This window comes from Methylosinus sp. DMC45 (assembly GCF_056313885.1).
Genome location: NZ_JBQUZK010000057.1, coordinates 79,103 through 100,586, shown reverse-complemented (window position 1 = coordinate 100,586; position 21,484 = coordinate 79,103). Strand labels below are relative to the sequence as shown.

Annotated in this window: 20 protein-coding genes; 7 read left to right on the top strand and 13 right to left on the bottom strand. The window is 61.9% G+C overall.

Going from position 1 to position 21,484, the window contains the following annotated elements; genetic code table 11:
• Positions 1–417: 417 nt before the first annotated feature.
• Complete coding sequence (locus tag ACT53T_RS22355) at positions 418–849, bottom strand: Lrp/AsnC family transcriptional regulator (RefSeq protein WP_476162903.1); 432 nt, start codon at positions 847–849, stop codon at positions 418–420.
• A 226-nt stretch (positions 850–1,075) separates the two neighbouring features.
• Between ACT53T_RS22355 and ACT53T_RS22350 the strand changes: the two genes are divergently transcribed.
• A complete protein-coding gene (locus ACT53T_RS22350) occupies positions 1,076–2,020 on the top strand; it encodes a zinc-dependent alcohol dehydrogenase family protein (protein ID WP_476162902.1) in 945 nt (314 codons plus the stop codon).
• Between the two features lie 171 nt (positions 2,021–2,191).
• Here the strand turns inward: ACT53T_RS22350 and ACT53T_RS22345 are convergent, their stop codons facing one another.
• From ACT53T_RS22345 to ACT53T_RS22290, 12 genes are all read right to left on the bottom strand, one after another.
• Positions 2,192–3,151: a GlxA family transcriptional regulator gene (locus ACT53T_RS22345; protein ID WP_476162901.1), complete on the bottom strand. Its 960-nt coding sequence runs from the start codon at positions 3,149–3,151 to the stop codon at positions 2,192–2,194.
• Positions 3,152–3,206: 55 nt separating this feature from the next.
• Positions 3,207–3,773 (bottom strand): isochorismatase family protein, encoded by a 567-nt coding sequence (locus tag ACT53T_RS22340; RefSeq protein ID WP_476162900.1) that lies wholly within the window; start codon positions 3,771–3,773, stop codon positions 3,207–3,209.
• 482 nt (positions 3,774–4,255) lie between these two features.
• Entirely contained in the window at positions 4,256–4,756 is a 501-nt protein-coding gene (locus tag ACT53T_RS22335; RefSeq protein WP_476162899.1) for a RidA family protein, read from the bottom strand.
• A 27-nt stretch (positions 4,757–4,783) separates the two neighbouring features.
• Positions 4,784–5,161, bottom strand: a complete 378-nt coding sequence (locus tag ACT53T_RS22330; RefSeq protein WP_476162898.1) for a c-type cytochrome — start codon at positions 5,159–5,161, stop codon at positions 4,784–4,786.
• Positions 5,162–5,204: 43 nt separating this feature from the next.
• The gene (locus ACT53T_RS22325; protein ID WP_476162897.1) at positions 5,205–6,740 is read right to left on the bottom strand and encodes a flavin monoamine oxidase family protein; all 1,536 of its coding nucleotides are present in this window, start codon (positions 6,738–6,740) and stop codon (positions 5,205–5,207) included.
• 399 nt (positions 6,741–7,139) lie between these two features.
• On the bottom strand, positions 7,140–7,976 hold the full coding sequence (locus tag ACT53T_RS22320) for a class I SAM-dependent methyltransferase (RefSeq protein WP_476162896.1): 837 nt from the start codon (positions 7,974–7,976) through the stop codon (positions 7,140–7,142).
• 51 nt (positions 7,977–8,027) lie between these two features.
• The gene (locus ACT53T_RS22315; protein WP_476162895.1) at positions 8,028–8,771 is read right to left on the bottom strand and encodes an SDR family NAD(P)-dependent oxidoreductase; all 744 of its coding nucleotides are present in this window, start codon (positions 8,769–8,771) and stop codon (positions 8,028–8,030) included.
• 9 nt (positions 8,772–8,780) lie between these two features.
• A complete protein-coding gene (locus tag ACT53T_RS22310) occupies positions 8,781–9,530 on the bottom strand; it encodes an SDR family NAD(P)-dependent oxidoreductase (RefSeq protein ID WP_476162894.1) in 750 nt (249 codons plus the stop codon).
• A gap of 28 nt (positions 9,531–9,558) precedes the next feature.
• Positions 9,559–10,710: an oxidoreductase gene (locus ACT53T_RS22305; protein ID WP_476162893.1), complete on the bottom strand. Its 1,152-nt coding sequence runs from the start codon at positions 10,708–10,710 to the stop codon at positions 9,559–9,561.
• Positions 10,694–11,920 carry an AfsA-related hotdog domain-containing protein gene (locus ACT53T_RS22300; protein WP_476162892.1) on the bottom strand — a complete coding sequence of 409 codons (1,227 nt, stop codon included), beginning with the start codon at positions 11,918–11,920 and terminating at the stop codon, positions 10,694–10,696. The genes ACT53T_RS22305 and ACT53T_RS22300 overlap by 17 nt, the downstream gene beginning before the upstream one ends.
• Before the next feature lie 113 nt (positions 11,921–12,033).
• On the bottom strand, positions 12,034–12,828 hold the full coding sequence (locus ACT53T_RS22295) for a hypothetical protein (protein ID WP_476162891.1): 795 nt from the start codon (positions 12,826–12,828) through the stop codon (positions 12,034–12,036).
• Between the two features lie 123 nt (positions 12,829–12,951).
• Positions 12,952–14,073 carry an LLM class flavin-dependent oxidoreductase gene (locus ACT53T_RS22290; RefSeq protein ID WP_476162890.1) on the bottom strand — a complete coding sequence of 374 codons (1,122 nt, stop codon included), beginning with the start codon at positions 14,071–14,073 and terminating at the stop codon, positions 12,952–12,954.
• A gap of 439 nt (positions 14,074–14,512) precedes the next feature.
• Between ACT53T_RS22290 and ACT53T_RS22285 the strand changes: the two genes are divergently transcribed.
• The 6 genes from ACT53T_RS22285 (at position 14,513) to ACT53T_RS22260 (ending at position 21,469) form a co-directional block, all read left to right on the top strand.
• Positions 14,513–15,460: a LysR substrate-binding domain-containing protein gene (locus tag ACT53T_RS22285; protein ID WP_476162889.1), complete on the top strand. Its 948-nt coding sequence runs from the start codon at positions 14,513–14,515 to the stop codon at positions 15,458–15,460.
• A 205-nt stretch (positions 15,461–15,665) separates the two neighbouring features.
• A complete protein-coding gene (locus ACT53T_RS22280) occupies positions 15,666–16,619 on the top strand; it encodes an NAD(P)-dependent oxidoreductase (protein ID WP_476162888.1) in 954 nt (317 codons plus the stop codon).
• Positions 16,620–16,623: 4 nt separating this feature from the next.
• Positions 16,624–17,781 carry an acyl-CoA dehydrogenase family protein gene (locus tag ACT53T_RS22275; protein ID WP_476162887.1) on the top strand — a complete coding sequence of 386 codons (1,158 nt, stop codon included), beginning with the start codon at positions 16,624–16,626 and terminating at the stop codon, positions 17,779–17,781.
• A gap of 236 nt (positions 17,782–18,017) precedes the next feature.
• On the top strand, positions 18,018–18,800 hold the full coding sequence (locus ACT53T_RS22270; RefSeq protein WP_476162907.1) for a class II aldolase/adducin family protein: 783 nt from the start codon (positions 18,018–18,020) through the stop codon (positions 18,798–18,800).
• Positions 18,801–18,860: 60 nt separating this feature from the next.
• Positions 18,861–20,525, top strand: coding sequence for an ABC transporter substrate-binding protein (locus tag ACT53T_RS22265; RefSeq protein WP_476162886.1), 1,665 nt, complete (start codon positions 18,861–18,863; stop codon positions 20,523–20,525).
• Positions 20,522–21,469 carry an ABC transporter permease gene (locus tag ACT53T_RS22260; protein ID WP_476162885.1) on the top strand — a complete coding sequence of 316 codons (948 nt, stop codon included), beginning with the start codon at positions 20,522–20,524 and terminating at the stop codon, positions 21,467–21,469. Before ACT53T_RS22265 ends, ACT53T_RS22260 begins: the two co-directional genes overlap by 4 nt.
• The last annotated feature ends 15 nt before the right edge of the window (positions 21,470–21,484 follow it).

Sequence of the window (21,484 nt, the reverse complement as noted above, 5' to 3'; positions counted from 1 at the left end):
CGCTGCCGCGTGAGCCTGACGTTTCGCAAAGCGATGTGAGGCCTGTGCGATGTGGCGAGCCGACGCCATCCCGCGGATCCCCAGGCGCCGTGAGGCGACCTGTCGAGCCGGCTGGGCGTTCATTGCGTCCATTCGGTGGTCCGCTTCGCGCATGCGGCTCGGCGGGAGATTGTGATGACTCTCCCGCTCATTAGCAAATCGGACTGCCTAAACCGTGCCTGCACACGCGCGCGAATCACGCTCCTTCTCCTTATCGACCTCTCCCCGGCCTGCGCACTGGACGGAGTCCTGCCCGCGAAGGCAACGCCGATCGAGCGCCCGACGGTGGGCGATCCCTATGCTGATCCAGTGAAATCCTGTCCGGGTCGCGAAATCGGATCGATTTGGCGCTATGACGCCCCGGCCTCACAATGCCACCTAAAGCGGCGGCAAACGCCGCGGCACAGGCTGGGATTTTACAATAGCGGTGACGGTTCGGGCGCGCTCATGGAAGCGTTCGAGGATGGCGTCGAGATCTTCGATCGAACGAATGTAGAGGCGGGCCACGAAGCAGTCCTCCCCGGTCACACGGTCGCATTCGACGAACTCGGGGGTCTCGACGATCATGCGTTCGACGATGTGGAGGGCCCCCGGCAGCGGGTCGAGACGAACGATCGCCTGTAGCTCATAGCCCAATGTGCGAGGGTTTATCGCGACCGTGAAGCCTGACAGCTCGCCACGCTCTTGAAGGCGTTTGAGCCTCTCGGCCACCGCAGGGGAGGAAAGACCAACCGCTCCGGCCAACTGCTTCAACGCAATTCTTGCGTCTGCGGCGAGAATTCCGACGATCCGTTTGTCGATGGCGTCCATGGGCGATCGTTCCATATTCGGCCAGAATCTAATATCGCCATCATAAATAAGCCAAATCCGAAAATTTGCCTTCCATATCGCGTAGATTTGGCGGCGTCTGGCGAGGATAGTGGGGGCCTGTTTCAATCGTCGGAAATAGGTCGGAGCAAAGTCCATGCGCGTGCTTGAAGTTCCACGCTCACACCGGCTGGAAGATTTGGCGCCGACGGAGCGGCCTGAGCCGCCGATGCCAGGACCAGGACAGGCCCTGGTCCAGATCAGCGTCGTGAGCCTGAACTACCGTGACCTGTTGGTCGCCATGGGACATGACCGCTGGCTGTCGCCCGATGGGCGTATCCTCGGCTCGGACGGGATCGGAAAAGTCATCGCCGTCGGGCCGGGCGTGGAACGGCTCGAGCCGGGCGATCGCGTGCTGACCACGATCCTCCCCAACTGGATTTCTGGCCCGTTGACCATAGAGAAGCGTAGCGGCGGCCTCGGCGGCCCGGCGGCCGATGGGGTTTTCGCCGAACGGGTCCTGCTCGATGCGTCAGGCCTGACGCTCGCCCCAGACTATCTGACCGATGCGCAGGCCGCGACATTGCCGGTCGCCGCCCTCACGGCCTGGCATGCGCTCACGCGGGCCGGCGCGCTTCGCGCCGGCGCCGAGGTTCTGGTGGAAGGGACCGGAGGCGTCTCCCTGTTCGCCCTGCAGATCGCCGTCGCCGCCGGAGCAAAAGTCATCGCGACGTCGCGCTCGAACGCGAAGCTCGCTCGCCTGCGCGAGCTCGGCGCGACGGCGACAGTGAACTATCGCGACCAGCCCGATTGGGGCCAAGCGGTTCTGACGCTCACCAGCGGCCGCGGCGTGGATCTCGCGATCGACATCGGCGGCGCCTCCTCGCTCGACCAATCGATCCTCGCCACCGCGATCGGAGGCGCGGTCAGCATCGTCGGTCTGGTCGGCGGCCTGCGTGCGGAAATCGATCTCGGAGAAATTTTCCAGAAAAACCTTCGCCTCGACGGGATCGAGACGGGCTCGCGAACCATGCTGGAGGAGATGATCGCCTGGTTCGAAGACCGGCGCATCCAGCCGGTCATCGACTGTGCCTATCCGGTCGATGAATGCAGAGACGCGTTTCTGCGCATCCGCGACGGCGCCCACTTCGGCAAGATTTGTCTCACTTTCTGATCGATGGCCTCATTTCGAAAATTCGGCTGAGTGCTCGATCGGAGACGGCGTCGCCAAGACTCCCGACGCGATTTCCCTTCCGCCGTCTACAGCGTCGCCGGCCCATCTCTCGCACAACTCTGCGACAGCGCCGGCAGCGGGGGCGGGCGATGTCGAGCAGTCCGGGCGTTCTCATTGCGCCTCTTCGGTCGCCCTCGCGGCTTCACGCATTCGGCTCGGCGGGAGATTGTGATGGCGTCCCCAGGCGCGACGCAGCTGGCGCGCCGAAGCGAAGCCGGCGCGTTCAGCGATCGTCTCCATGTCGAGACGCGAGCCGGTCAAAAGCTCCCGCGCCAGCGCGACGCGCATGCGGTTCACATAATCGGTGACGCTCATGCCCGCATGCGCGTTGAACAGGCGGGAGAGGTTGCGCGGACTCGTCGCCGATGCGCGCGCCAGCTGTTCGACCGACCACTCGCGCGAGGGATCGGCGGCGATGGCGTCCTGAGCGCGGTGAATCGCTGGATGGATGTGATTGCGCCCTTCGAGCCAGGGCGAGAGCTGCGGATCGTCGCCACCGCGCCGCAGATAGACGACGAGATGGCGCGCCACGGCGAGCGCTGTCGCATGTCCGGCCATTTGCGCGACGATGTGCAGCATGAGGTCGACGCCCGCCGTCACGCCGGCGCTGGTGAAGCGCTCTCCGTCCTCGACATAGAGGCGATTCTCGCGGACGCGCGCCGCGGGCGCGACGCGCGCGAGCTCGGCGACGCAGGCGTGATGAGTCGTGCAGGCATGGCCGTCGAGCAGGCCGGCGCGCGCGGCGAGCAGCGCGCCCGAGCAGATCGACACGAGACGAACTCCAGGTGGCACCGTGCGCGCGAGCCAATCGACGATCGCCGACTCGTGAATGACGTCCTCGTCGCGGCCTGCGCCCGCGACCGCGAGCGGCTCCTCGACGCTGCCGGGAACGACGACCAGCGCGCCATCCGGCAGACGATCCGGCAGCGGCGCCACGCCGGCGATCTCGAGGCCGATGGAGCTGCCGACGCTCGGCGCGGGACCGACATAGACAACCCTGAAGCGGACCGCGTCCTGTTCGAGATTCGCCTTGCGCAAAACCTCGATCGGCCCCGCGACGTCGAGCAGCAACAGTCGCGGCGGCGCGACGACAAAGACGTCGACGTCCTTCGCCCTCGGGCGGTCGCTAGGCCGCGATCTCTTCCGGGTGCCCAAGCAGAGCCTCCTCGACCGTCGCGATGCGTGCGAAACGTCCCGCGAGCACCAGTTCCGTGCGCGCCCGAATTTCAGCGGAGCTCCATTCGCGTCCAGCGGCGTCGGCCATCGGAAATGTCAGTGTCGCCTCGCCGACGAAATCAACCGCATAGCCGAGGTCCGAAGCGTGGCGCGTCGTCGTCTCGCAGCATTGTTCCGTGCGAATGCCGGAGACGATGAGGCGGCGCAAGCCATTCTCGATCAACCAGACGTCGAGCCCGCTGCCGACGAGCGCGCTGTGCCGTCGCTTGCGGAAGATCGCATCCGGTGCGATGGCGAGCGGCTCTAGCGTCCTAACGAAGCCGGAGTTCTCGGCGAATGGTCCGGAATCGGCGACATGGAAGACCTGGACGACCGGGATCGCGACGGCTTTCGCTCCGTCGATCAATGCTTGGAGACGGCCGACGAAAGCCCGCGCATCGTCGTCCCGCCAATAGGGACGCCGACGAAAAGATTCCTGAGCGTCGACGACGACGAGCGCCGTGTCGGAAGCGGACATTTCGATCCTCCCATCCGTTGAATGGAGAACATCTTACGCTCTATGATCCAAGGCGAAAGACCCTATCCAGACACAACGCGGACAATTCGCGCCATCCCGCCTTCGAGCGGCGCCTCAATAGACCGACACGATTTCCTTGTCGGAGCCGATCTCGATCTCGCCGAACTCTCCCAATCCTTCGCTTCGCCCCATCACGCTGGTCCCGATGAGTGTGAATCGGCTCAACGCCTTAACCTCACGAAACCAAGCCTTTGATTGCTCCGTTAAATTCTTATGGCCTCCACGCCGATAGGGGGTCAAGGCGCCGCGCCGAATGACACGCGACGAAGGCGAAAACGCTGGCGGCGCGCCATTCGGCAAATTGCAGATGGCCACAACTTTGGCGCGCCCAGACCGCCGTCGGGTCGCCGCCCAGCGGGACCACTTTCCGGGTGATCCAGGAGCGGTGGTAGCCGAGCCGTGTCCCGTCGCCGGCTATGCTATTACTTGCGCGCAGCGACGACTTCGATCTCCACGAGGAAATCTGGACTCGCGAGCCCCGCGACCTGGACGACGGTTCGCGACGGCAAAGCCGGCTGCTCGGCGGTTCCGAAGAACTGCTTGTAGGCCGCGTTGAAGCCGTTGAAGTCGAGTTTCCCGCCCGTCGCAGGATCTCCTACGAGATAGGCTCGCAGGAATACCACATCGCCCAGCGTCAAATGCAACGCCTCGAGAGATTGACGAATGCGTTCCAGCGTGAATTTCGCTTGCGCTTGCGTGCCTACCGGCGGCGGCAGCGTCTTGCCGTCTTTGTCGGGGAGCGAGAACGGCACCGCGCCGCTAAGAAACACGAGAGTCTTGCCAGCGGGAATCTCGACGCCGAGCGAGATCGGGACGATGGGCGTCGGTAGAGGATAGCGGATGATCTCCTCCGCACGCACCGTCGAGGAGACGAGCGTCCCTGCGATGGCGCCGATCGACAGAATTTCTAAAAGCTTCGACATATTCGTCTCCTGATTGAAGGCCCCGCGTCAACGCCGTGCCCGCCGCACGTCCGCCGCCTCCACGTTCGGTGAAAAACCGTTTCCGAGCGCCGCGCCGCGGGCGTAGTTCAGAACTGCAGCAACCTGCTCGTCGTCTAGCAGGTCCCTGAATGGCGGCATCGCCCCTTTGCCGGCTAGGACGATTTCTATCGCATGAGCCGAATGCTCGAGCGTCGCGCTTCCCGCCAGAACAGGATAGCGGCCGGCGCCGATCGCTCCTTCGCCACGCGGCTGGTGGCACCCGGCGCAGATCATCGCATAGACCTCGCCGCCGTCCCGCACCGTCTCGAAAGACGCCTCGGGAAGAAGGATGTAGAGTGAGTTTCTGCTCGCCGCTCGCGGAGCATTCGCAGAAGAAAAGAGCATGACGAGAGCCGCTGCGCCTCCAGCGACCAGAGCGATGAAATTTCTAATGCTTCGCCGCGACATGCTCGCTTTTCTCCAAAATGCGCTTGTGTAGACGAGTGACGGCGTCGAGTGCGGAGAGCGCCGCGCCCTCCTGCCACGCCGGCAGTAGCGAGACATGCTCGCCAGCCAGCACGAGCCGGCCATCGATTTCTGCGACATTCTTGTAATGCTCGGCGCGCGCCGCATCGCTCCAGAGGCCCGCGCAGCCAAGCGCGAAGGGAGCCCGATGCCAAGCGACGGCGACGCCATTCTCGAATTCAGCCGGATATTGCCGGTGAATACGAGCGCCGAGCGAGACCGAGCGCCGCACCCGCTCGGCGGCCGGAATTGAGGTATATTCAAGAGCCGGCGAGCCGAAGACATAGGCACCGAGAAGAACGCCCTTGCCGCTCCCCAGAAATTCTGAGTTCGGATAGCCGATCTGATGAATCGGCAGATCGGTCGTCGTCACTCCGCCGAAGATGAGGTCATCCTCCTCCCAGAAGCGGCGCTTGAACTGCAGGCCGACCTTGACCGCGGCTCCATAGGGCACCGCGGCGACGCCGGCCTTCAAGGCGTCGCTCGCGTCGAAATCGATCTGACTGAGGATCGAAAGAGGAATCGTGCAGACGACCCAATCGGCGGCGATCTCGCGGACCTCGCCGCGCGTGCGTAAATCCTCGTAGGCGACGCGCGCCTCGCGCTCGTCTTGGCGAATGGCCACAACCTTCGCATCGAAGCGAACGATATCCCCGAGTTCCCGATAAATCGCTTTCGAGATCTGGTCCATGCCGCCGACAGGCTGAAACAGAGTTGTCTGAAACAGCTGGAGCGATCCCGGCAGAAGCGCCTGCCAAAGGCCAGGGCGCAAAATATCCTCGAGCGCCAGCGGTTTCGAGACGGTGGGAAATGGGTCGACGCCGCCGCCGAGGGGCTTGTCGAAGCCGCGCCTCATGCTCGACGCGAAGCTCGCTCTATAGCGCAGCTCCTCGTCGAGCGCGCCCCAATTTCGCAAAGCCTCAATCAATATTTCCTTGTCTTCCTTGTCGACAGCCTGATCGAGCTTGGATTGGCCGAGGCTCTTGGCCAGAAGCTCCGCGACATAGCCTTGGAAATCGGCCGCCACCTCTCGATAACGAACCGGCCGGCCGTCGAGCGCCTTCGAGCTATGCACGAAGGCGTTGTGGTTGACCTGCACGAAGGGCTCGAGGGCGACTCCGAACTTGCGGCAATAATCGAGGATCGCATAATGATGATAGGGAATGCGCCAGGGGCCCGGATTAAAATAGAGCCCCTGGTCGAAAGCGACTGTCTGCCTCTCGCCGCCGAGCTCCGTATAGACGTCGCCGCCGCGCAGCGTCCAATTCCGGCCGCCGACGCGGGAATTATATTCGAGCACCTCCACCTCATAACCTGCCTTCCGCAACTCATAGGCGGAGACGAGCCCAGCCAATCCCGCGCCGAGCACGAGCACGCGCACGCCCCGGGGAGCGCCCGAGAGATTCGGCGCCGCCCGATAGCTCGATTCGCCGGCGAGGCCTAGGCTGGACATCGCCATGGTCATGGCGCCTGGCCCCGCTGTGGCACCGATCAGAGCTAGCAGATCGCGGCGCGACAAGCTGCGTATTTCCGACATGCTTTTCCTCACGTTCAATCGTCTTCCACGGTGAGCGCTCGAGATCACGAACACGTCGGCGCAGGGAATTTTGTGGCCTGCTCACGCCCTTCTTCGAGAACGCGCGAAAATCTCCGAACTCTTTCGTATCTCGGGCAGATCCGCACCTTACCGGAGGTCGTCGCCAATCGACAAAGCAGAAATTTTAAAGTGAGCAACGACGATCCACCACTCAATGGCTTATCGCCGAACTCGGCGCGGCCTCGGTTCTCGCTCGAGAGGCGAGCCGAGGCCATACGCCAAATCTAATCCGCGCGAGCTCCGCTCAAACGACCACGCCGCTCAAGAATTATCGCCTCTTCCTCCCTCCAGCGTGCATATCCAATAATAGTCGAAAATTCGCGAATCCGGCGTCCTTCCCGGCCAATAGCGTCGGAACAGCTCTGCGATCGAAAATCGATCGGCCACCTTCGCGCCGATTCTTTCGGCGAGACCCCCGATGTTGCTGACGCCATATGTCCAAGGCGCGCCCATCGCCGCGAACCGCGCCACGACGGCAGCTGTCTCCGGATCCCCGGTTTCGTTGGTGATCAGCGCCTGCGCGACATAGTCGAATGAGACCGAGAAACGTTGCAGGTTTTGCGCGATGCCGTCGAGAACGAGCGCGACTGCCGAGGCGTCGAGATAGGCGGTGTTTCCTTCCCAGATAAAATGCGTCGGTAGAGAAAAGTCGAAACCATTACGCCGAAGAAGCTCGGAGAGATCGTCCGCGATATAGTCGCCAGCAATATAGATCACACCTGGATCAATCCCATTCTCTAGAAGACGGGCACTTTTGAATGCGAGCGTAGAGCCATTGTCGATCTCGAAATAGGCGACGCCAGGCGAAGCCTTTCTCTGCGCACGCGTGTCCAGTCCTGCGCCGAGGATCACGACCTGCCGAAAACCTTTCTGCAATTGCCGGTCGAGCCAATCGTCGACATAGCGCGTTCTCACACGCACGCTCGCCTTCCATTGCGGAAAGGAGACGAAAATGCGATCCGCCGCACGCTTTGATTCCTCGTCGAGAAACAGACTCACGATAGGGTCGCGATAGAGAGGATGAGATTCGAGATTTTCCTCGGCGCGACATTCGGCGGCGACGAAGGCCGTGCCGGCGACGTTCTGTATGAGAGACATGATAGACCTCCGATTTGCCACGAGTCTGTGAATGCGCGCGTCGCCTGCATGTCAATTCGAACAAGAATGCGTCAATTCACGAATTTCCTTGAACCGACCTGATTGCAATCCGAGTTGCGCGCGCTCTTCGAGAATCGCCGCGAGATGCCTCGCGCGTTCGTCCGGCGACGACAGATATCCGGGAATCGTCGTGGCGCGACCACGTAGCGCGACGAGATCATCGAAGCGGTCATCGGCCTGCAGGATCGTTCTCGCGACCTTGGTGTCGACATTGCAAAGGCCGAGCACCGCGAAGAAGACGTCCGGATTTTCGATCCCGTAGATCTGCGCCAGCGCATTCAGCGCCGCCTTGGACACGGCGTAGGACAGCATGCCGGCGCGGGGGCGAATGGCCGAAATCGACGCCGAAAACGCCACGCATCGCGGCCGCTCGCTCCGGGACAGGCAGGCGTCCAGAACGGCTTTGACGGCGACCAGATTGATCGCCAAAATCTCTTGAAACTCGACGATCGACGTTTCGTCGGCCCGCTGCGGCGGCTGCCCGAATCCACCCGCGTTGAGAAACAATATCTCTGGCGTGGCGATATGGGCACGGTTCAATAGCTCATCGACCACTGCTGAGATCCCGTCGAAGCGGGTCAAATCATATTGGGCGAAGATCATGTCCGGATGATCGACCAGCTCCGAGGGCGTGCGTCGCGAAACGCCGCACACTCTAAAGCCTCGAGACAGATAGAGCTTCGCGAGCGCGTGCCCGATCCCCGCGCTCACTCCGGTGATGAGAACTGTCCGCACTCTCGCCTCTCAGAATTTTCCCGCATGATAGCCGCCGTCGACATCGAGTACGGCGCCCGTGATGTATGCGGCTCCTGGCCCGAGAAGATAAATGATGCTGTCGACAACTTCCTCGGGACGCGCGAAGCGCTTCATTGCCGTCACCGCGATTTTTCGCTTCGCGCTTTCCGGATTGGCGGCCAACCGCTCGACTGTGTTCATCCCCCCGAGAATTGGTCCGGGCGCTACAGCGTTCACGCGCACGGCGAAACCCCCGTCATGATCGGTCGCATTTTCGATCGCGGCCACTTGCGTAAGAATGTTCAACGCGGCCTTGCTGGAGACATAGGCAGCCTGATTGGGGACGGCGAGTCGTCCAGCGCAAGACGAGACGTTCACGATCGCACCGCCCGCCCCATGGCGAATGAGCTCGATCTCGCGACGCAGACAATAGAACGGCCCGCTGCAGTTCACTTGAATCAGCCGATCCCAGTCGCACGGATCCATGCTCCTGATCGGCGCGTGAAGGCCGGTGACGCCAGCGTTGTTGACCGCAAAATGCAATTGGAATCGTTCTGCGAGAGCGTCGAAGGCGTCATCGACGCGCCGCGAGTCGCCGATGTCGCATTCAATGAATTGGACTTGATCGCCGAGGGACGCCGCTGCGGCTTCGCCCTTCTCTTTTTGACGCCCCATGATCACGACTCGACTTTGGAGCGCCACGAGCTTCTTGGCGATCTCGAATCCCAGTCCCGTCGTGCCGCCGACAACGAGGCTCATCTTTCCTGCGAATGGCAAACTCGCCTCCTCACGCATACCGAATATGATCCGGGCGCTTGTATTTCGGATTCACGCAGCAATAGACTCTGTCGAGCGCCGGATTGCCTTTATCGCGGAAGCAATCGCCATCGAAAAGACATGCTTCGACAGCGCTCTGGTTCCCCGCCAGCGACTTTGCGACAAGATCATTGTCCGCGAAGATCGCGCGGGTCATGCCGATCAGATCCGCTGTTCGCTCGGCGAGAAGGCTTTCGGCCTGCTCGATCGACGCCGTGAATCCGGCAAAGCCTACGGGCAATGACGTTTGCGCGCGTATATGCCGTACCCCTTCGATCAGCCGTCGCCTCATCTCCGGCGTCGGATGGATCAGCGAGTGAAATGTCTCGCGGATGGATATGGAGCACATGATCGCGGCGACGCCCACGCGCTCGAGCGCGCGGACCACGCCGCCCAGAAGATGCGGTTCTTGTCCCTCTGAGCCGAGGCAGTCGTCGATGCCCAATCGTACAGATACATCGACGCCTCCGCGGGTCGCGGCGTGAATGTCATCGACGACCTCGAGAAGAAGGCGCGCTCTGCGTAAAGCGGATCCTCCATAGGCGTCCTCGCGTCGATTCGTGTACGGCGAGAGGAAGCTGCTCAGGAGATATCCGTTCGACGCCTGAAGTTGGATCATTTCGGCGCCGGCGCTTTGCGCGAGACGCGCGGCATTCACGAATTGGCGACGCACCTCGGCGATGTCGTGAACATCCATGATGCGCGACGTCCTATATTCGCCCGGCGCCCGCTGTGAATGATTTTTCGGCGCGCTTGGAACGAGCAGAGGCAGGCCGGTGAATCGGGTGCTGCCCTGCGCGCCATAATGCTGCAACTGTATAACGATCGGACAATTGCGAGAGGCTCCATAGGCGAGCAACGGCTCGAGCCGTCGCGCATGAGTCGCATCGTGCAGACAAAGACCGCGCTCATGCAAGCGAGTCGACGGGTCGATGGACGAATTTCCGAGCACGACCATCGCGCTGCCTCCGTCGATGACGCCATTGTAGAACTGCTCCAGCGGCTCGGACATGCGGCCGCATTCGTCGGCCATATCGAGGCCCATTGGCGCGAAATAGACGCGGTTCTTGAGGCTGAGGCGCCCGAGCCTCAGCGGCGCGCTCACCTCAGGAAATAGCTTCATAGCGTGACGCCGCCTGATCTACAGAGTTCGATGGTTTGGTCTCGTAGAGCCTCGTCGAGGAAAAATCTTCCCGCGTAACGAAGAAGAAATGCGATTTGATCGCCTCCTTCAACGCGATCGACTGGTCGCGAGACAATGTGTCGAATTGCAGCAAGATGCGATCTCCCGACACGACACGCGAGCCGATCGGTAGGCAGAGAAACCCGATTCCGTCGATGTGAATCGATACGCTCCTGATGTTGCCGATGTCCGCCAGCTCGGCCGAGCTTTTGACGGAAAGGCCTTTCAGCGAGAGCATTTGGAGATCGGCGCGCAAAGAGAGCCGCCCATCGGTTCCGACGAGCACATCGCGAAGTACCCGATCGGATGGCGCGAACCAATGGTCATCCGGAAAGTTCAATACGCGCATGCGCTTGAACAAAGGCATTTTCATCGCCCCGCCTTGCAGGCGGACTCTCGCGACCTCACGTCCGTTTTGAAAAAATCGAGCTGTCTTGTCCACGAATTTTGGGGTTTTACGGGCGATGCCTTCTGTCTGAGTAATCAGGACCTCGACCGCGTATGTCGACTCGACATAGGAAGAAAAGCGCACGTCGAGCTCGGACATGGAGATCGAGACCTCGCCTCGGTCGTATCCACTCGCGCTATAAAAATAATGATACATGGCTTGTCGCGCGACCTCGATGAGCATAAGGCCGGGCACATGCTCGTGCGATTTGCGATAAAAGAAATAGTTTTTGGTGTCGTTTAATATTCTGTACGAATTGACTCGGGCTCCGGCCCATTGTTCCGATTCCGTGAGCTTAGCGGCCAAAATCGTGGCGTCATCGCGGCTCATCGGCGTGACATGGGGCAGAAAAGTTCGCCGCAAGAGCTCCTCGACGCTGTCCGGCAGATACGATGCTACGAGATGCAGGCGCTCGCCGTCTCGACGATAAAATTCGGGGAGACTCAGCTCGAACTCTGACAGGGGCATAGTGGTATTCGAATCGATCGATGCAGGAACGCTTCGAAGAATGTAGAGAGGCCCTTCGGATCGATACGATTTGAAGAACAGTCGCTGGTCTTCAGGGCTCCAATCACGGACGACCGGGTCTGCCAATTCCCGGTCGATGCGAGCCGGAATTAGGGCGCGGACGTCGCTCAACAAAACGTCGTCGGCAAGGTCCTTGTGGAGAATTTGTGGGGTAATCGGCTTTTGAAAGGTCATGGCGCCTACGCCTCTTCATTGCGATCATAATGACCGTCTCCCGCTTCTCGGGACCGGAGTTCATTCGACTTCTTGCAAGGACAGAGTTTCGAGACGGCGTCTGCTCTTCGCGCTCACAGTGCTGATTGCTTCGATTCGGCCAGCACGACAATGCCGTCTTCGACGTTGTCGTGCCGACTTCTTCGTTCTGCGTTGGCGACGAGGATGGAGAGAACGACGCCCGGCACGATAAAGCCGAGCGAGATGACGAGACCCAGAAGCAGATGTGTGTACGGTTCCGGCAATGTGGCGATGAACTTCGTCGGCGACAGCCAGGGAGACAATTGGATGAACAGCGCACCGAGAAAAGCGGCCGGCCAAGCGAAGCTCACTCCGCGTCTGGCAGCGAGCCGCCAGGAAACGGCGACGAGGATTGCGGAAAAAGCGCCTTCCAGCAACCAGGATCCTATCCCCAGACCGGCCCAAAGGCCGCCACCGAGATGGCGCTCCGCGTGAGGATAGAGAGCGAGGTCGCTGTTGTGCAAAGGCAAGTCGAGCAGGAAATGAGAGAAGCTGGCGACGCCGGCGAGCAGTGCCAAGCGAGGGTCACGAAAAAACAGCGCGCCCCAGAGAATGGACAGGACTGTCGCCATGAGGAGGGAATGATCCCAATCGATGAAGGTCAAATCGAAATACAAATAAGGGCCGCTCGCGAGGTTCGGCGTGACGTGGTCGACGCCTGTCATGACCGCCAAACCGTTCACGATGTCGGGAAGGCCGACGCCGAGCAAGATCGGAAGCGGCTTCGCTTTCGGCGCCATGGCGACGATGATCAATCCGGCTGCGAAGTGCCCTACGTACATGACGCCGTCTCCCAATTTCACTGAGAATGAAAAGCTGATCTGCGATCGGCGAATGCGTCGAAGCATCGATCCGTATGCTCACCCCACTCAGAATTATCGAAAGCGGCCCAAAAGGTAGCTGCCGTCTATCGATCCAAAATACGAAAGCATAGCGCTGGGCCCAAATTTGTTATCGCGCCGCTCCCTTTGTCATTCGGCGGCCGAGACGGCCCGATCGGCGTCGCGACCGGAAGTCTCTTGCTTCACGATGGGGATCAACCTTCTGCCATATTCGACAGCGTCGGAAAGCGGGTCGAATCCACGTAGCAGAAATTGGCTTACGCCGAGCTCGTAATAATCCAGCAGCGACTCCGCCACTTGATCGGGCGTCCCGACCAGAGCGGTCGTGTTGCCGCTCGCATTTGGCAAGGAGACCATCTCGGTCCACAGCCGCTTGTCGACGACAGCTCCTTCTGCCGCGGTTCGCAGTAGACGGATCGTGCCGACATTGCTGGGAGCGCCTTGTTTGAGACGGCTGAGACTGGAGAGCGGTGCCTTGTTCGCGCCGGCCAGTGCCTTGGCGCGCGCCAAAATGCTTTCGGCGCGCTCCCACGCGGCCTTCTCCGTATCGGCCAGGACCGGTCGAACGGACAGGCTGAAGCGGATCTGATCCGCTCGGCCGTATTTTGCTGCGGCGGCCTTGATGCGCAAAATCTGGTCGCGCGTCCCGGCGAGCGATTCAGCCCACAACATATAGACGTCCGCGACACGCGCGCCGACAGAGATCGCCGCATCCGACGAACCGGAAAAATAGATTGGAATATGCGGTTTCTGCACCGGCTTCACCGGGGAAAAATTGTCGTTCAGACGGTAGAATTGTCCTTCGTGATTGAACGGTCTTTCGCTGGTCCACGTCGCTTTCAAGACATCGACGAATTCCGCCGTGCGCTCGTAACGTTCGTCGTGCGACACGTAGTCGCCGTCACGGCGCTGTTCCATATCGTGGCTGCCGCTGATGATATTTACGGACACCCGGCCATTGGTGAACTGGTCGAGCGTGGCGAACTTGCGCGCCGCGACAGTCGGCGCGACGAAGCCCGGACGATGTGCGATGAGCACTCCTAGCCGCTCCGTATGCGCCGCCGCATGCTGTGCCACGACAAAGCCGTCACCGGCATTCGAAGCATAGCCGATCAACACGCGATCGAAACCGGCGTCTTCCTGGACCCGCGCGAAATCGCGCACGAAGTCGGGTTGGACCTCAGGACCTTTCGGCTCGAGACTTTCGGACGTCTCGTGATAATGGACGAAACCGATGAACTGGACGGGCATGCGAGCCTCCATGGACAGATATTTCGAGTCCCGTTCCGCGCGGGTCAACGCCATACAGCCTATAGTTTAGTAGATTATTCGATTTTGAATATTTCATTCGCCAAATAGGAGTCTTGAGAAAAGCTAATCGGCTCAGGAATGCTTCACAGAGTGAGTCGCGCGGATGCACACCGCTCCCGCTCGACCCGCCGGGATGTGGTCGGACCGTTCCGACGCCTCTCCGTCCGGTCCGTCGGCGCCTCGGATGGCGAAGCTTTCGGCCCCGAGCGGCAAATCGGAACATACAATATATAAAGCCGAGCGATCTTGTAGACTAAAGTCCGTCGGAGTGTTAAGTTATAGGGAGAGTTGCCGGGCCCTCGGGCAGCCCGGAAAAGCAATTTGCCGCGTTCGCGCGTCGCAAAAGAAAGGCTGCACGATGCTGCCGATTAACCTCGACATGGACGTTCTTCGCTCATTGGTCGTCGCAACCGACCTCGGGAGCTTCGTCAGAGCGGCAGGCCGCCTCGGCCGCACTCAATCCGCGATCAGCCTGCAGATGAAGAAGCTCGAGGATCAGATCGGGCATGCGATCTTCCGCAAGAACGGACGAGGAGTCGCACTCACCGACACGGGAGACATGCTCCTCGGCTACGCCCGCCGCATTCTGGCGTTGAACGACGAGGCGGTGACAGCGATGCGCGGCGGCGCAGTCGCGGGCGTCGTGCGCCTCGGCCTACCGCAGGATCTCGCGGATCAGTGGCTGACGAGAGTCCTCGGGCCGTTTCACAGCGCATATCCGCATATCGTCTTCGAGGCGGTCATCGGGCGCAGTCGCGATCTTCGCGAGCAGGTGGCGCAGGGGGCGGTGGATATCGCGCTCGTTTTCGGTGAGATCGGCGGCGGCTGCGATGAGCCGGACGCCGTCGCCTATCTTCCCGTGGCGTGGATCGGCCCGCGCGGCTTCGTCGCTCGTCCCGAGGAGCCGGTGCCGCTCGCTCTGCTGGACGCTCCCTGCATGTTCCGCAATTTCGGCATCGGAGAACTCGACGCAGCGGGTCGGCCATGGCGAATCGCCTTCACCAGTCCCAGCCTCCCCGGACTTTGGGGGGCGCTCGAAGCCGGACTCGGCGTGACCGTCCGCACGGCGTTTCAATTGCCGGACTCGCTCTGCGTGCTCGACGCGCGCAGCGGCCTTCCCGCGATCGCCGACGTGACGCCCTTGTCGCTGCTGCTCACGCCCAACAGCCGCAGCGAAGCGCTCGAGCATCTGCGATCCATGCTGCTCGAATCCTTGCTGGCGCATTTGCCCGAAGGCGCGTTGCGCGGGCCGGCGCTGCCCCCCGAACCAAATGCGCGCCCGGGCAGGCGACCGCGTGTGATCGCCAGCCCCATCGCCGCCGAATGAATGGCGACCGTTGAAAACGAGTCATGGAAGGCTGGAGAAAAACTGACTATTCCGCCGCCTATCGATCGATATAGTGCCGTTAGCGCGCGTTGAACGAGGCGGCGGACATGATCTTTCTCGAAATGGAGCTCATTTGCGACGCGCAGGGAAGCGCAGGACGGACATCCGCGACGCCGGAGAAAGGCTCGTCGGCGTGAGGAAGAGATTGTCTGAGACCGCTTCTCCCATACTGGTCGTTCACCAGCTCGGCGAAAGATTTCAAGCGGACGTCACTCCGCTTCTGCCGCCCGACGTCGCGCTCATAGCGTTGTCGCCCCGGCACTTCTGGGATGTTCCGAACGAGGCGCAGGCGTTGATCGCAATTCCGCCGCGTGGAGTCGCGCGCCCGGAAATGCCGTCGGGCTGGCCCGGCAAACTGCGCTGGATTCAGGCCGTCTCGGCAGGTGTCGATGAATTTCCTCGATGGATCTTCGATGCGCCCGTGGTGACATGCGGGCGCGGAGCGACTTCCGTCCCATTGGCGGAATTCGTGATCGCAAGCCTGCTCGCCGTCGAGAAGCGCTTTCCCGAAATTTGGCTCACCGGTCCGCCCAAGGGCGCGCCGCCGGAACTCGGCGCATTGTTCGGCAAGACGCTCGGGCTGCTCGGCATAGGGTCGATCGGGATCGAAGTCGCGAAGCGAGCGCAAGTCTTCGGCCTCCGCGTTCTGGCGCATCGCCGCACCGACGCGCCGAGCCCCGCCCCCAATGTGGAGTTGGCGGCGCTGGAGGCGCTTCTCGCGCAATCCGATCATGTCGCCGTCCTGTTGCCCCTGACCGATCGAACGCGCCATCTGCTCGATGCGCGCGCGTTCCAGGCGCTCAAGCCCGGCGCGCATCTCGTCAATATATCGCGTGGCGGCGTCATCGATCATGACGCCCTCCTCGCCGCTCTCGAGACAGGGCGCGTCGGCTTCGCGACCCTCGACGTGACGGAGCCGGAGCCGCTGCCGACCGGCCATCCACTCTACTCGCATCCGCATGTGCGCATCTCGCCGCATGTTTCCTACGGCGGACTACCGCTCCGCGAGCTGTTGGTTCGACAGTTCCTCGCAAATCTGACGCGATTCCTCGCCGGCGAGCCGCTCGCCCAACAGGTCCGCCCCGAAATCGGATATTGACGCCATGAGCTCAGCCAGAATCGAGCCAGATCCCGCCATCATCGAAGACGCCCTCGAACTCGGAGCGAGATTTGCTCTCGACGCCGCCGCGCTCGACGAGTCGGCGCGGTTTCCGGTCGACAATCTCGCCGAGCTGCATCGGCGCGGCTTTTTCCGCGCCGCCGTTCCGCCGCCGTTCGGCTCGGCCGGAAGCCTCGTCGAAGCGGTGAAGGTCGTGTCCGCTCTATCGAAAGGCGAGCCCAACACCGGGCTGACGCTCGCTCTTCAATATCTCCTCCACATGCCCCTGCTGCGTCTCGATCGCGATGCGCCGTCCTGGCGGCTGCGCGCGCGCATCGCGGAGAGCGCCGTGGAGGACGGCTCGCTCGTCAATGTGCTGCGGGTCGAGCATGAGCTCGGCACGCCGGTTCGCGGCGGCCTGCCGGCGACGATCGCCCGACGCGTGACCGGCGGCTGGCGCCTCTCGGGAAGCAAAATCTACAGCACGGGCGCCGGCTTTCTCACCTGGAACGCAATCTGGGCCCGTAGCGACGATGACGCTCCTCTCGTGGGCGTGTGGGTGACGCCACGCGGAGCCGAGGGGATCGGTGTCGTGAAAAACTGGAACCATCTCGGCATGCGTGCGAGCGCGAGTGACGAGGTCACCTTCGACAATGTCTTCATTCCCGACGATCATGTGCTCGATATTCGTAAACCCGAAGAATGGGCGCAGCCGGACAGCTTCGAGTTCGCCTGGACATTCTCGCTCTTCTCCGCCATCTATGACGGCGTCGCGCGCGCCGCGCGAGATTGGTTCGTCGAATTCTTGAAGCGGCGCAAGCCGACCAATCTCGGCGCCGCCCTCGCCACCGTGCCTCGCCTCCAGGAGGCGCTCGGCGAGATCGAACGGTTGCTCTACATCAATGAGACGCTGCTCCTTTCGACCGCCGCCGCCGTCGATCGCGGCGCAGCGCCGTCAACGACGCAAACGAGCTTCCTCAAATGCACCGTCGCCGATAATTCGATCGCCGCGGTCGAGAAGGCGCTTTCGTTGACGGGAAATCATGGCCTTTCCCGGCACAATCCTCTGCAGCGTCACTATCGCGACGTGCTCTGCAGCCGTATCCACTCGCCACAGAACGACACCGTGCTCACCGCCGCCGGCGCTGCAGCGCTGCGCTGACCGCAGAAGCAAATTGTCTTTCGACCGGCGTTCGGGCGATGAATTTGGTCCGCACGGGAGTGATGTCGGAGGAGGGTCGTCTGTTCTGTTTTTCGAATGACCGAATTGAGAATTACTCGTTTTCGAGGCTCGATCGATCGTGCGAATGACCATTGTGTTTCAGTTAGGAGGGGAGCCCGCTCAGATTCTGAATCGATGAATATCGAAAGCACAGAAGGACCAATTGGATGAGCGCGATCGCTTTCGCTACTTCGAAGTCGGAAGGACTCGAGAGAAGCGTCGGTCCCAAGGAATGGGCGACGCGCGTGGAGCTGGCCGCGCTCTATCGGCTGACGGCGCTCCATGGCTACGACGATTTCCTCTACACGCATATCTCGGCGCGGATTCCCGGGCCGGATCGCCATTTTCTGCTCAACCCATTCGGGCTCTATTTCAGTGAAGTGACAGCGTCGAATCTCGTGAAGATCGACCTCGACGGCAATGTCCTGCAGGGCGATCATGGGATCAATTACGCGGGCTTCGTCATCCATTCGGCGATCCACGCTGCGCGAGAGGACGCGCGTTTCGTGGCCCATTTCCACACCGACGACGGCGTCGCGGTGTCATCGCAGAAGGAGGGGCTGCTGCCGCTCAATCAGCGCGCGCTCGCGCTTGTTCCTCGTCTCGCCTATCACGATTATGAAGGCGTTGCGCTCAATCTCGAGGAGCGCGCGCGTCTCGTCGCGGATCTCGGTGCGCAGTCGCTGCTGCTGCTGCGCAATCATGGGACTTTGGCGCTCGGGCCGACGGCGGTTCGGACCTGGCTCGACATCTGGTCGCTCGAGCGCGCGGCGACCGCGCAAATCCGAACGCTCTCGGCCGGGCGCGAGAATGTGCTGATCGCGCCCGAGGCGGCGCAGGCGGAAGTCCTGCGTCAGTTCGAACGCCTCGACGAAAAATTCATCGCCAATCATGACCGGCTCGCTTGGGCCGCGCTCCTGCGTCGCCTCGACAGGGAGCTTCCGGGCTATGCTGCGTGAAGACCAAGTGATCGCGGCGCAATGCGGCGCGCCGGTCGCGAAAGGACGAGGAGCGCCGACATGAACGGCATGCGACGATTTTTCATTCCATTGCTTTGCCACCGGGCCGCGTCGGCGATGATTCTCGCGCTCTCGGCGCTCGCGTGTTCGGCGTTCCCCGAGCAGGCGATGGGCGGGGGCTCGCGCGCCCAGACGTTGCGCATCGCCTTCAACGCGGACAATCCGCTTCTCACCAGCCTCGATCCGTTCCAGGTCTATTGGATCGAGCATCGCGTGACGCTGCGCAATGTGGTCGAATCCCTGACGGATCAAGACCCGGTGACGGGCAAGATCATGCCGTGGCTAGCCGAGAGCTGGGAGGTCGGCGCCGACGGCGCGAGCTATACATTCAAGCTGCGCGACGGCGTGACGTTCAGTAATGGCGAGCTCTTCGACGCGGAGGCGGTGAAGATCGCATTCGAGGCCGACAAGGCGTTTCTCGCGTCCTCTCCCGGCGCATTCGGCGCGGCCTATCTCGAAGGCTACGACCATGCCGAAGTGATCGATCCCCACAGGATCAAGATCGTGCTGTCGAAGGCGAACGCCGGCTTTCTGCAGGCGATCTCGACGACGACCCTGGCCATTCTCGCGCCCGAATCCTACAAGCGCAGCGCCAAGGAGCGATCCCTCGGCGCGATCATCGGCACCGGACCTTTCGTCCTCGCCAGCTACACGCCGGAAGTCGGCCTCGAGCTCGTCCGACGCAAGGGCTATGGCTGGGCGTCCCGGGCGGTCGAGAACGGCGGCGAGGCCTATCTCGACCGGATCGAGGTCCGCTACGTGCCCGAGGCGAGCGTCCGCAATGGGCAGTTTACTCTCGGAGAGACCGATATTCTCTGGCCGAGGGATCCTTTCAGCGAGGTCGATATACGCTTGTTCAAAAGCAGGGGCGCCGAGATCGCGAGCCGCTCGCTGCCGGGACCCGCTTATAATCTCTATCCCAATGTCGCGAGCGGGCGACCGCTCGCAGATCCCGGACTGCGCAAGGCAGTGCAAAAGGCCATCGACCGGACGAGCTATGCGAGGACCGTCTACAGCGACGACTTCCCCGTGGTGCAAGGCGTGCTCGACGCGACAACGCCCTATTTCAAATCCGAGAAAGAAAAGCTCGCCTATGATCCGGAAGGCGCGGCGCAGCTGCTCGAAGCAGCGGGCTGGACCCTCGCCAAGGATCGCTATCGATACAAGAACGGCAAGCGCCTCTCGCTGCTCTACGTCCTCTGGAGCAAGGAGACCGCGGGCGACCTGCTGCTTCAGGATCAATTGCGCAAGGTCGGAATAGAGCTCAAGTTGAGCTTTCTCGTCCCGGGCGAGATGATCACGGCGCTCTCCGCCGGAAAATACGATCTGGTCGCGCTCTATCTGACGCGCGGCGATCCGATCGTGCTGCAGAGCGTTCTCGATCCTCGCTTCGCGCCGACGGGCAGCCGCGCCGCGGCGCGCAACGTCTACCCGCCGGAAATCGGTCCGTCGGCGGAGAAATTGTTCGACGCTGGGCTTTTGGCCACGCGCGACGACGACAGGGCTCGCGCTTATGGCGAGCTCCAGGATCTTCTCATCGACAATAATCTCGCCTTTCCTCTCTTCGAGCGCGTTTGGCAGGCGGCGCTCGGCGACAAGGTGAGAGGCTTCGCCTGGACGGCCGAGGGATTCGCGACATTGAGCAACGTGAGGAGAACGCCTTGAAGCGTTATCTTCTTCTGCGCACGGCTCAAGCTCTGCTCGTGTTGTTGGGCGCCTACACCATCGCCTATCTCATTCTCTATCTACTGCCCGGCGATCCCTTGGCCATTCTCCTCAATGCCGCGGGCCAGGACATTGACGCATTGTCGCCTGTGGAAATCGCGGAGGCGCGGATTTTCTACGGTCTGGATGGGACGGCGCTCGAGCGTTATTTCAAGCTTCTCTGGAATGCCCTTCATGGCGACTTCGGATTTTCGGCGAGCAAGAATGCGCCGGTCGCGCAATTGGTCTCGGAGCGGCTGCCGCAAACGCTCGCGCTGGGCGGATTCGCCGTCGTACTTTCGGTCGTCGAGGGCGTCGGCTTCGGCTATCTCGCCGCCTCTGTGCGCTCTCCTGCCCTGGCTCGCCTTCTCGCCCGTCTGCCGGCCTTCGGCGTCTCCATTCCGAGCTTCTGGCTCGGGCTTCTGCTGATCCAGCTTTTCGCCTTCACGCTCGGCTGGCTCCCCGCAACCGGAAACGACGGCTTTCAGTCGCTGATCCTGCCCGCCTTCACCTTGTCGATCTACAGCGCGGCGATCTATGCGCAGCTTTTGATCCGCGGCTTCGAGGAGGTTTCACGCGAACCCTTCATCGCAACCGCCTACGCCAAGGGCCTGACCCGAGGCGAGGTGCGGTTCCGGCACGCCTTCGGCAACGCCGCACTACCCGTTTTGACTCTGGTCGGCCTCCAGATCGGCAACACATTCTCTGGAGCCGTTCTCACCGAGACCGTCTTCACCCGCACCGGCGTCGGGCGCCTCGCCGAAGAAGCTGTCCTTCGGCAGGATATTCCCGTAGTGCTCGCCGTGGTGACGCTGTCCGCGGCGGGCTTCGTGCTGGTCAATCTCCTCGTCGACCTCCTCTATCCGATTCTCGACCCGCGTATCGTCCATGCGCCGAAAGGATGACGACAATGGTCGACG

Excerpts from the sequence above, each read along its gene's own strand:
- ACT53T_RS22355 (WP_476162903.1), bottom strand. The coding sequence starts at position 849 with ATGGACGCCATCGACAAACGGATCGTCGGAATTCTCGCCGCAGACGCA.
- ACT53T_RS22350 (WP_476162902.1), top strand. The coding sequence starts at position 1,076 with ATGCCAGGACCAGGACAGGCCCTGGTCCAGATCAGCGTCGTGAGCCTG.
- ACT53T_RS22340 (WP_476162900.1), bottom strand. The coding sequence starts at position 3,773 with ATGTCCGCTTCCGACACGGCGCTCGTCGTCGTCGACGCTCAGGAATCT.
- ACT53T_RS22335 (WP_476162899.1), bottom strand. The coding sequence starts at position 4,756 with ATGTCGAAGCTTTTAGAAATTCTGTCGATCGGCGCCATCGCAGGGACG.
- ACT53T_RS22330 (WP_476162898.1), bottom strand. The coding sequence starts at position 5,161 with ATGCTCTTTTCTTCTGCGAATGCTCCGCGAGCGGCGAGCAGAAACTCA.
- ACT53T_RS22325 (WP_476162897.1), bottom strand. The coding sequence starts at position 6,740 with ATGGCGATGTCCAGCCTAGGCCTCGCCGGCGAATCGAGCTATCGGGCG.
- ACT53T_RS22320 (WP_476162896.1), bottom strand. The coding sequence starts at position 7,976 with ATGTCTCTCATACAGAACGTCGCCGGCACGGCCTTCGTCGCCGCCGAA.
- ACT53T_RS22310 (WP_476162894.1), bottom strand. The coding sequence starts at position 9,530 with ATGAGCCTCGTTGTCGGCGGCACGACGGGACTGGGATTCGAGATCGCC.
- ACT53T_RS22305 (WP_476162893.1), bottom strand. The coding sequence starts at position 10,710 with ATGAAGCTATTTCCTGAGGTGAGCGCGCCGCTGAGGCTCGGGCGCCTC.
- ACT53T_RS22300 (WP_476162892.1), bottom strand. The coding sequence starts at position 11,920 with ATGACCTTTCAAAAGCCGATTACCCCACAAATTCTCCACAAGGACCTT.
- ACT53T_RS22295 (WP_476162891.1), bottom strand. The coding sequence starts at position 12,828 with ATGCTTCGACGCATTCGCCGATCGCAGATCAGCTTTTCATTCTCAGTG.
- ACT53T_RS22290 (WP_476162890.1), bottom strand. The coding sequence starts at position 14,073 with ATGCCCGTCCAGTTCATCGGTTTCGTCCATTATCACGAGACGTCCGAA.
- ACT53T_RS22285 (WP_476162889.1), top strand. The coding sequence starts at position 14,513 with ATGGACGTTCTTCGCTCATTGGTCGTCGCAACCGACCTCGGGAGCTTC.
- ACT53T_RS22275 (WP_476162887.1), top strand. The coding sequence starts at position 16,624 with ATGAGCTCAGCCAGAATCGAGCCAGATCCCGCCATCATCGAAGACGCC.
- ACT53T_RS22265 (WP_476162886.1), top strand. The coding sequence starts at position 18,861 with ATGAACGGCATGCGACGATTTTTCATTCCATTGCTTTGCCACCGGGCC.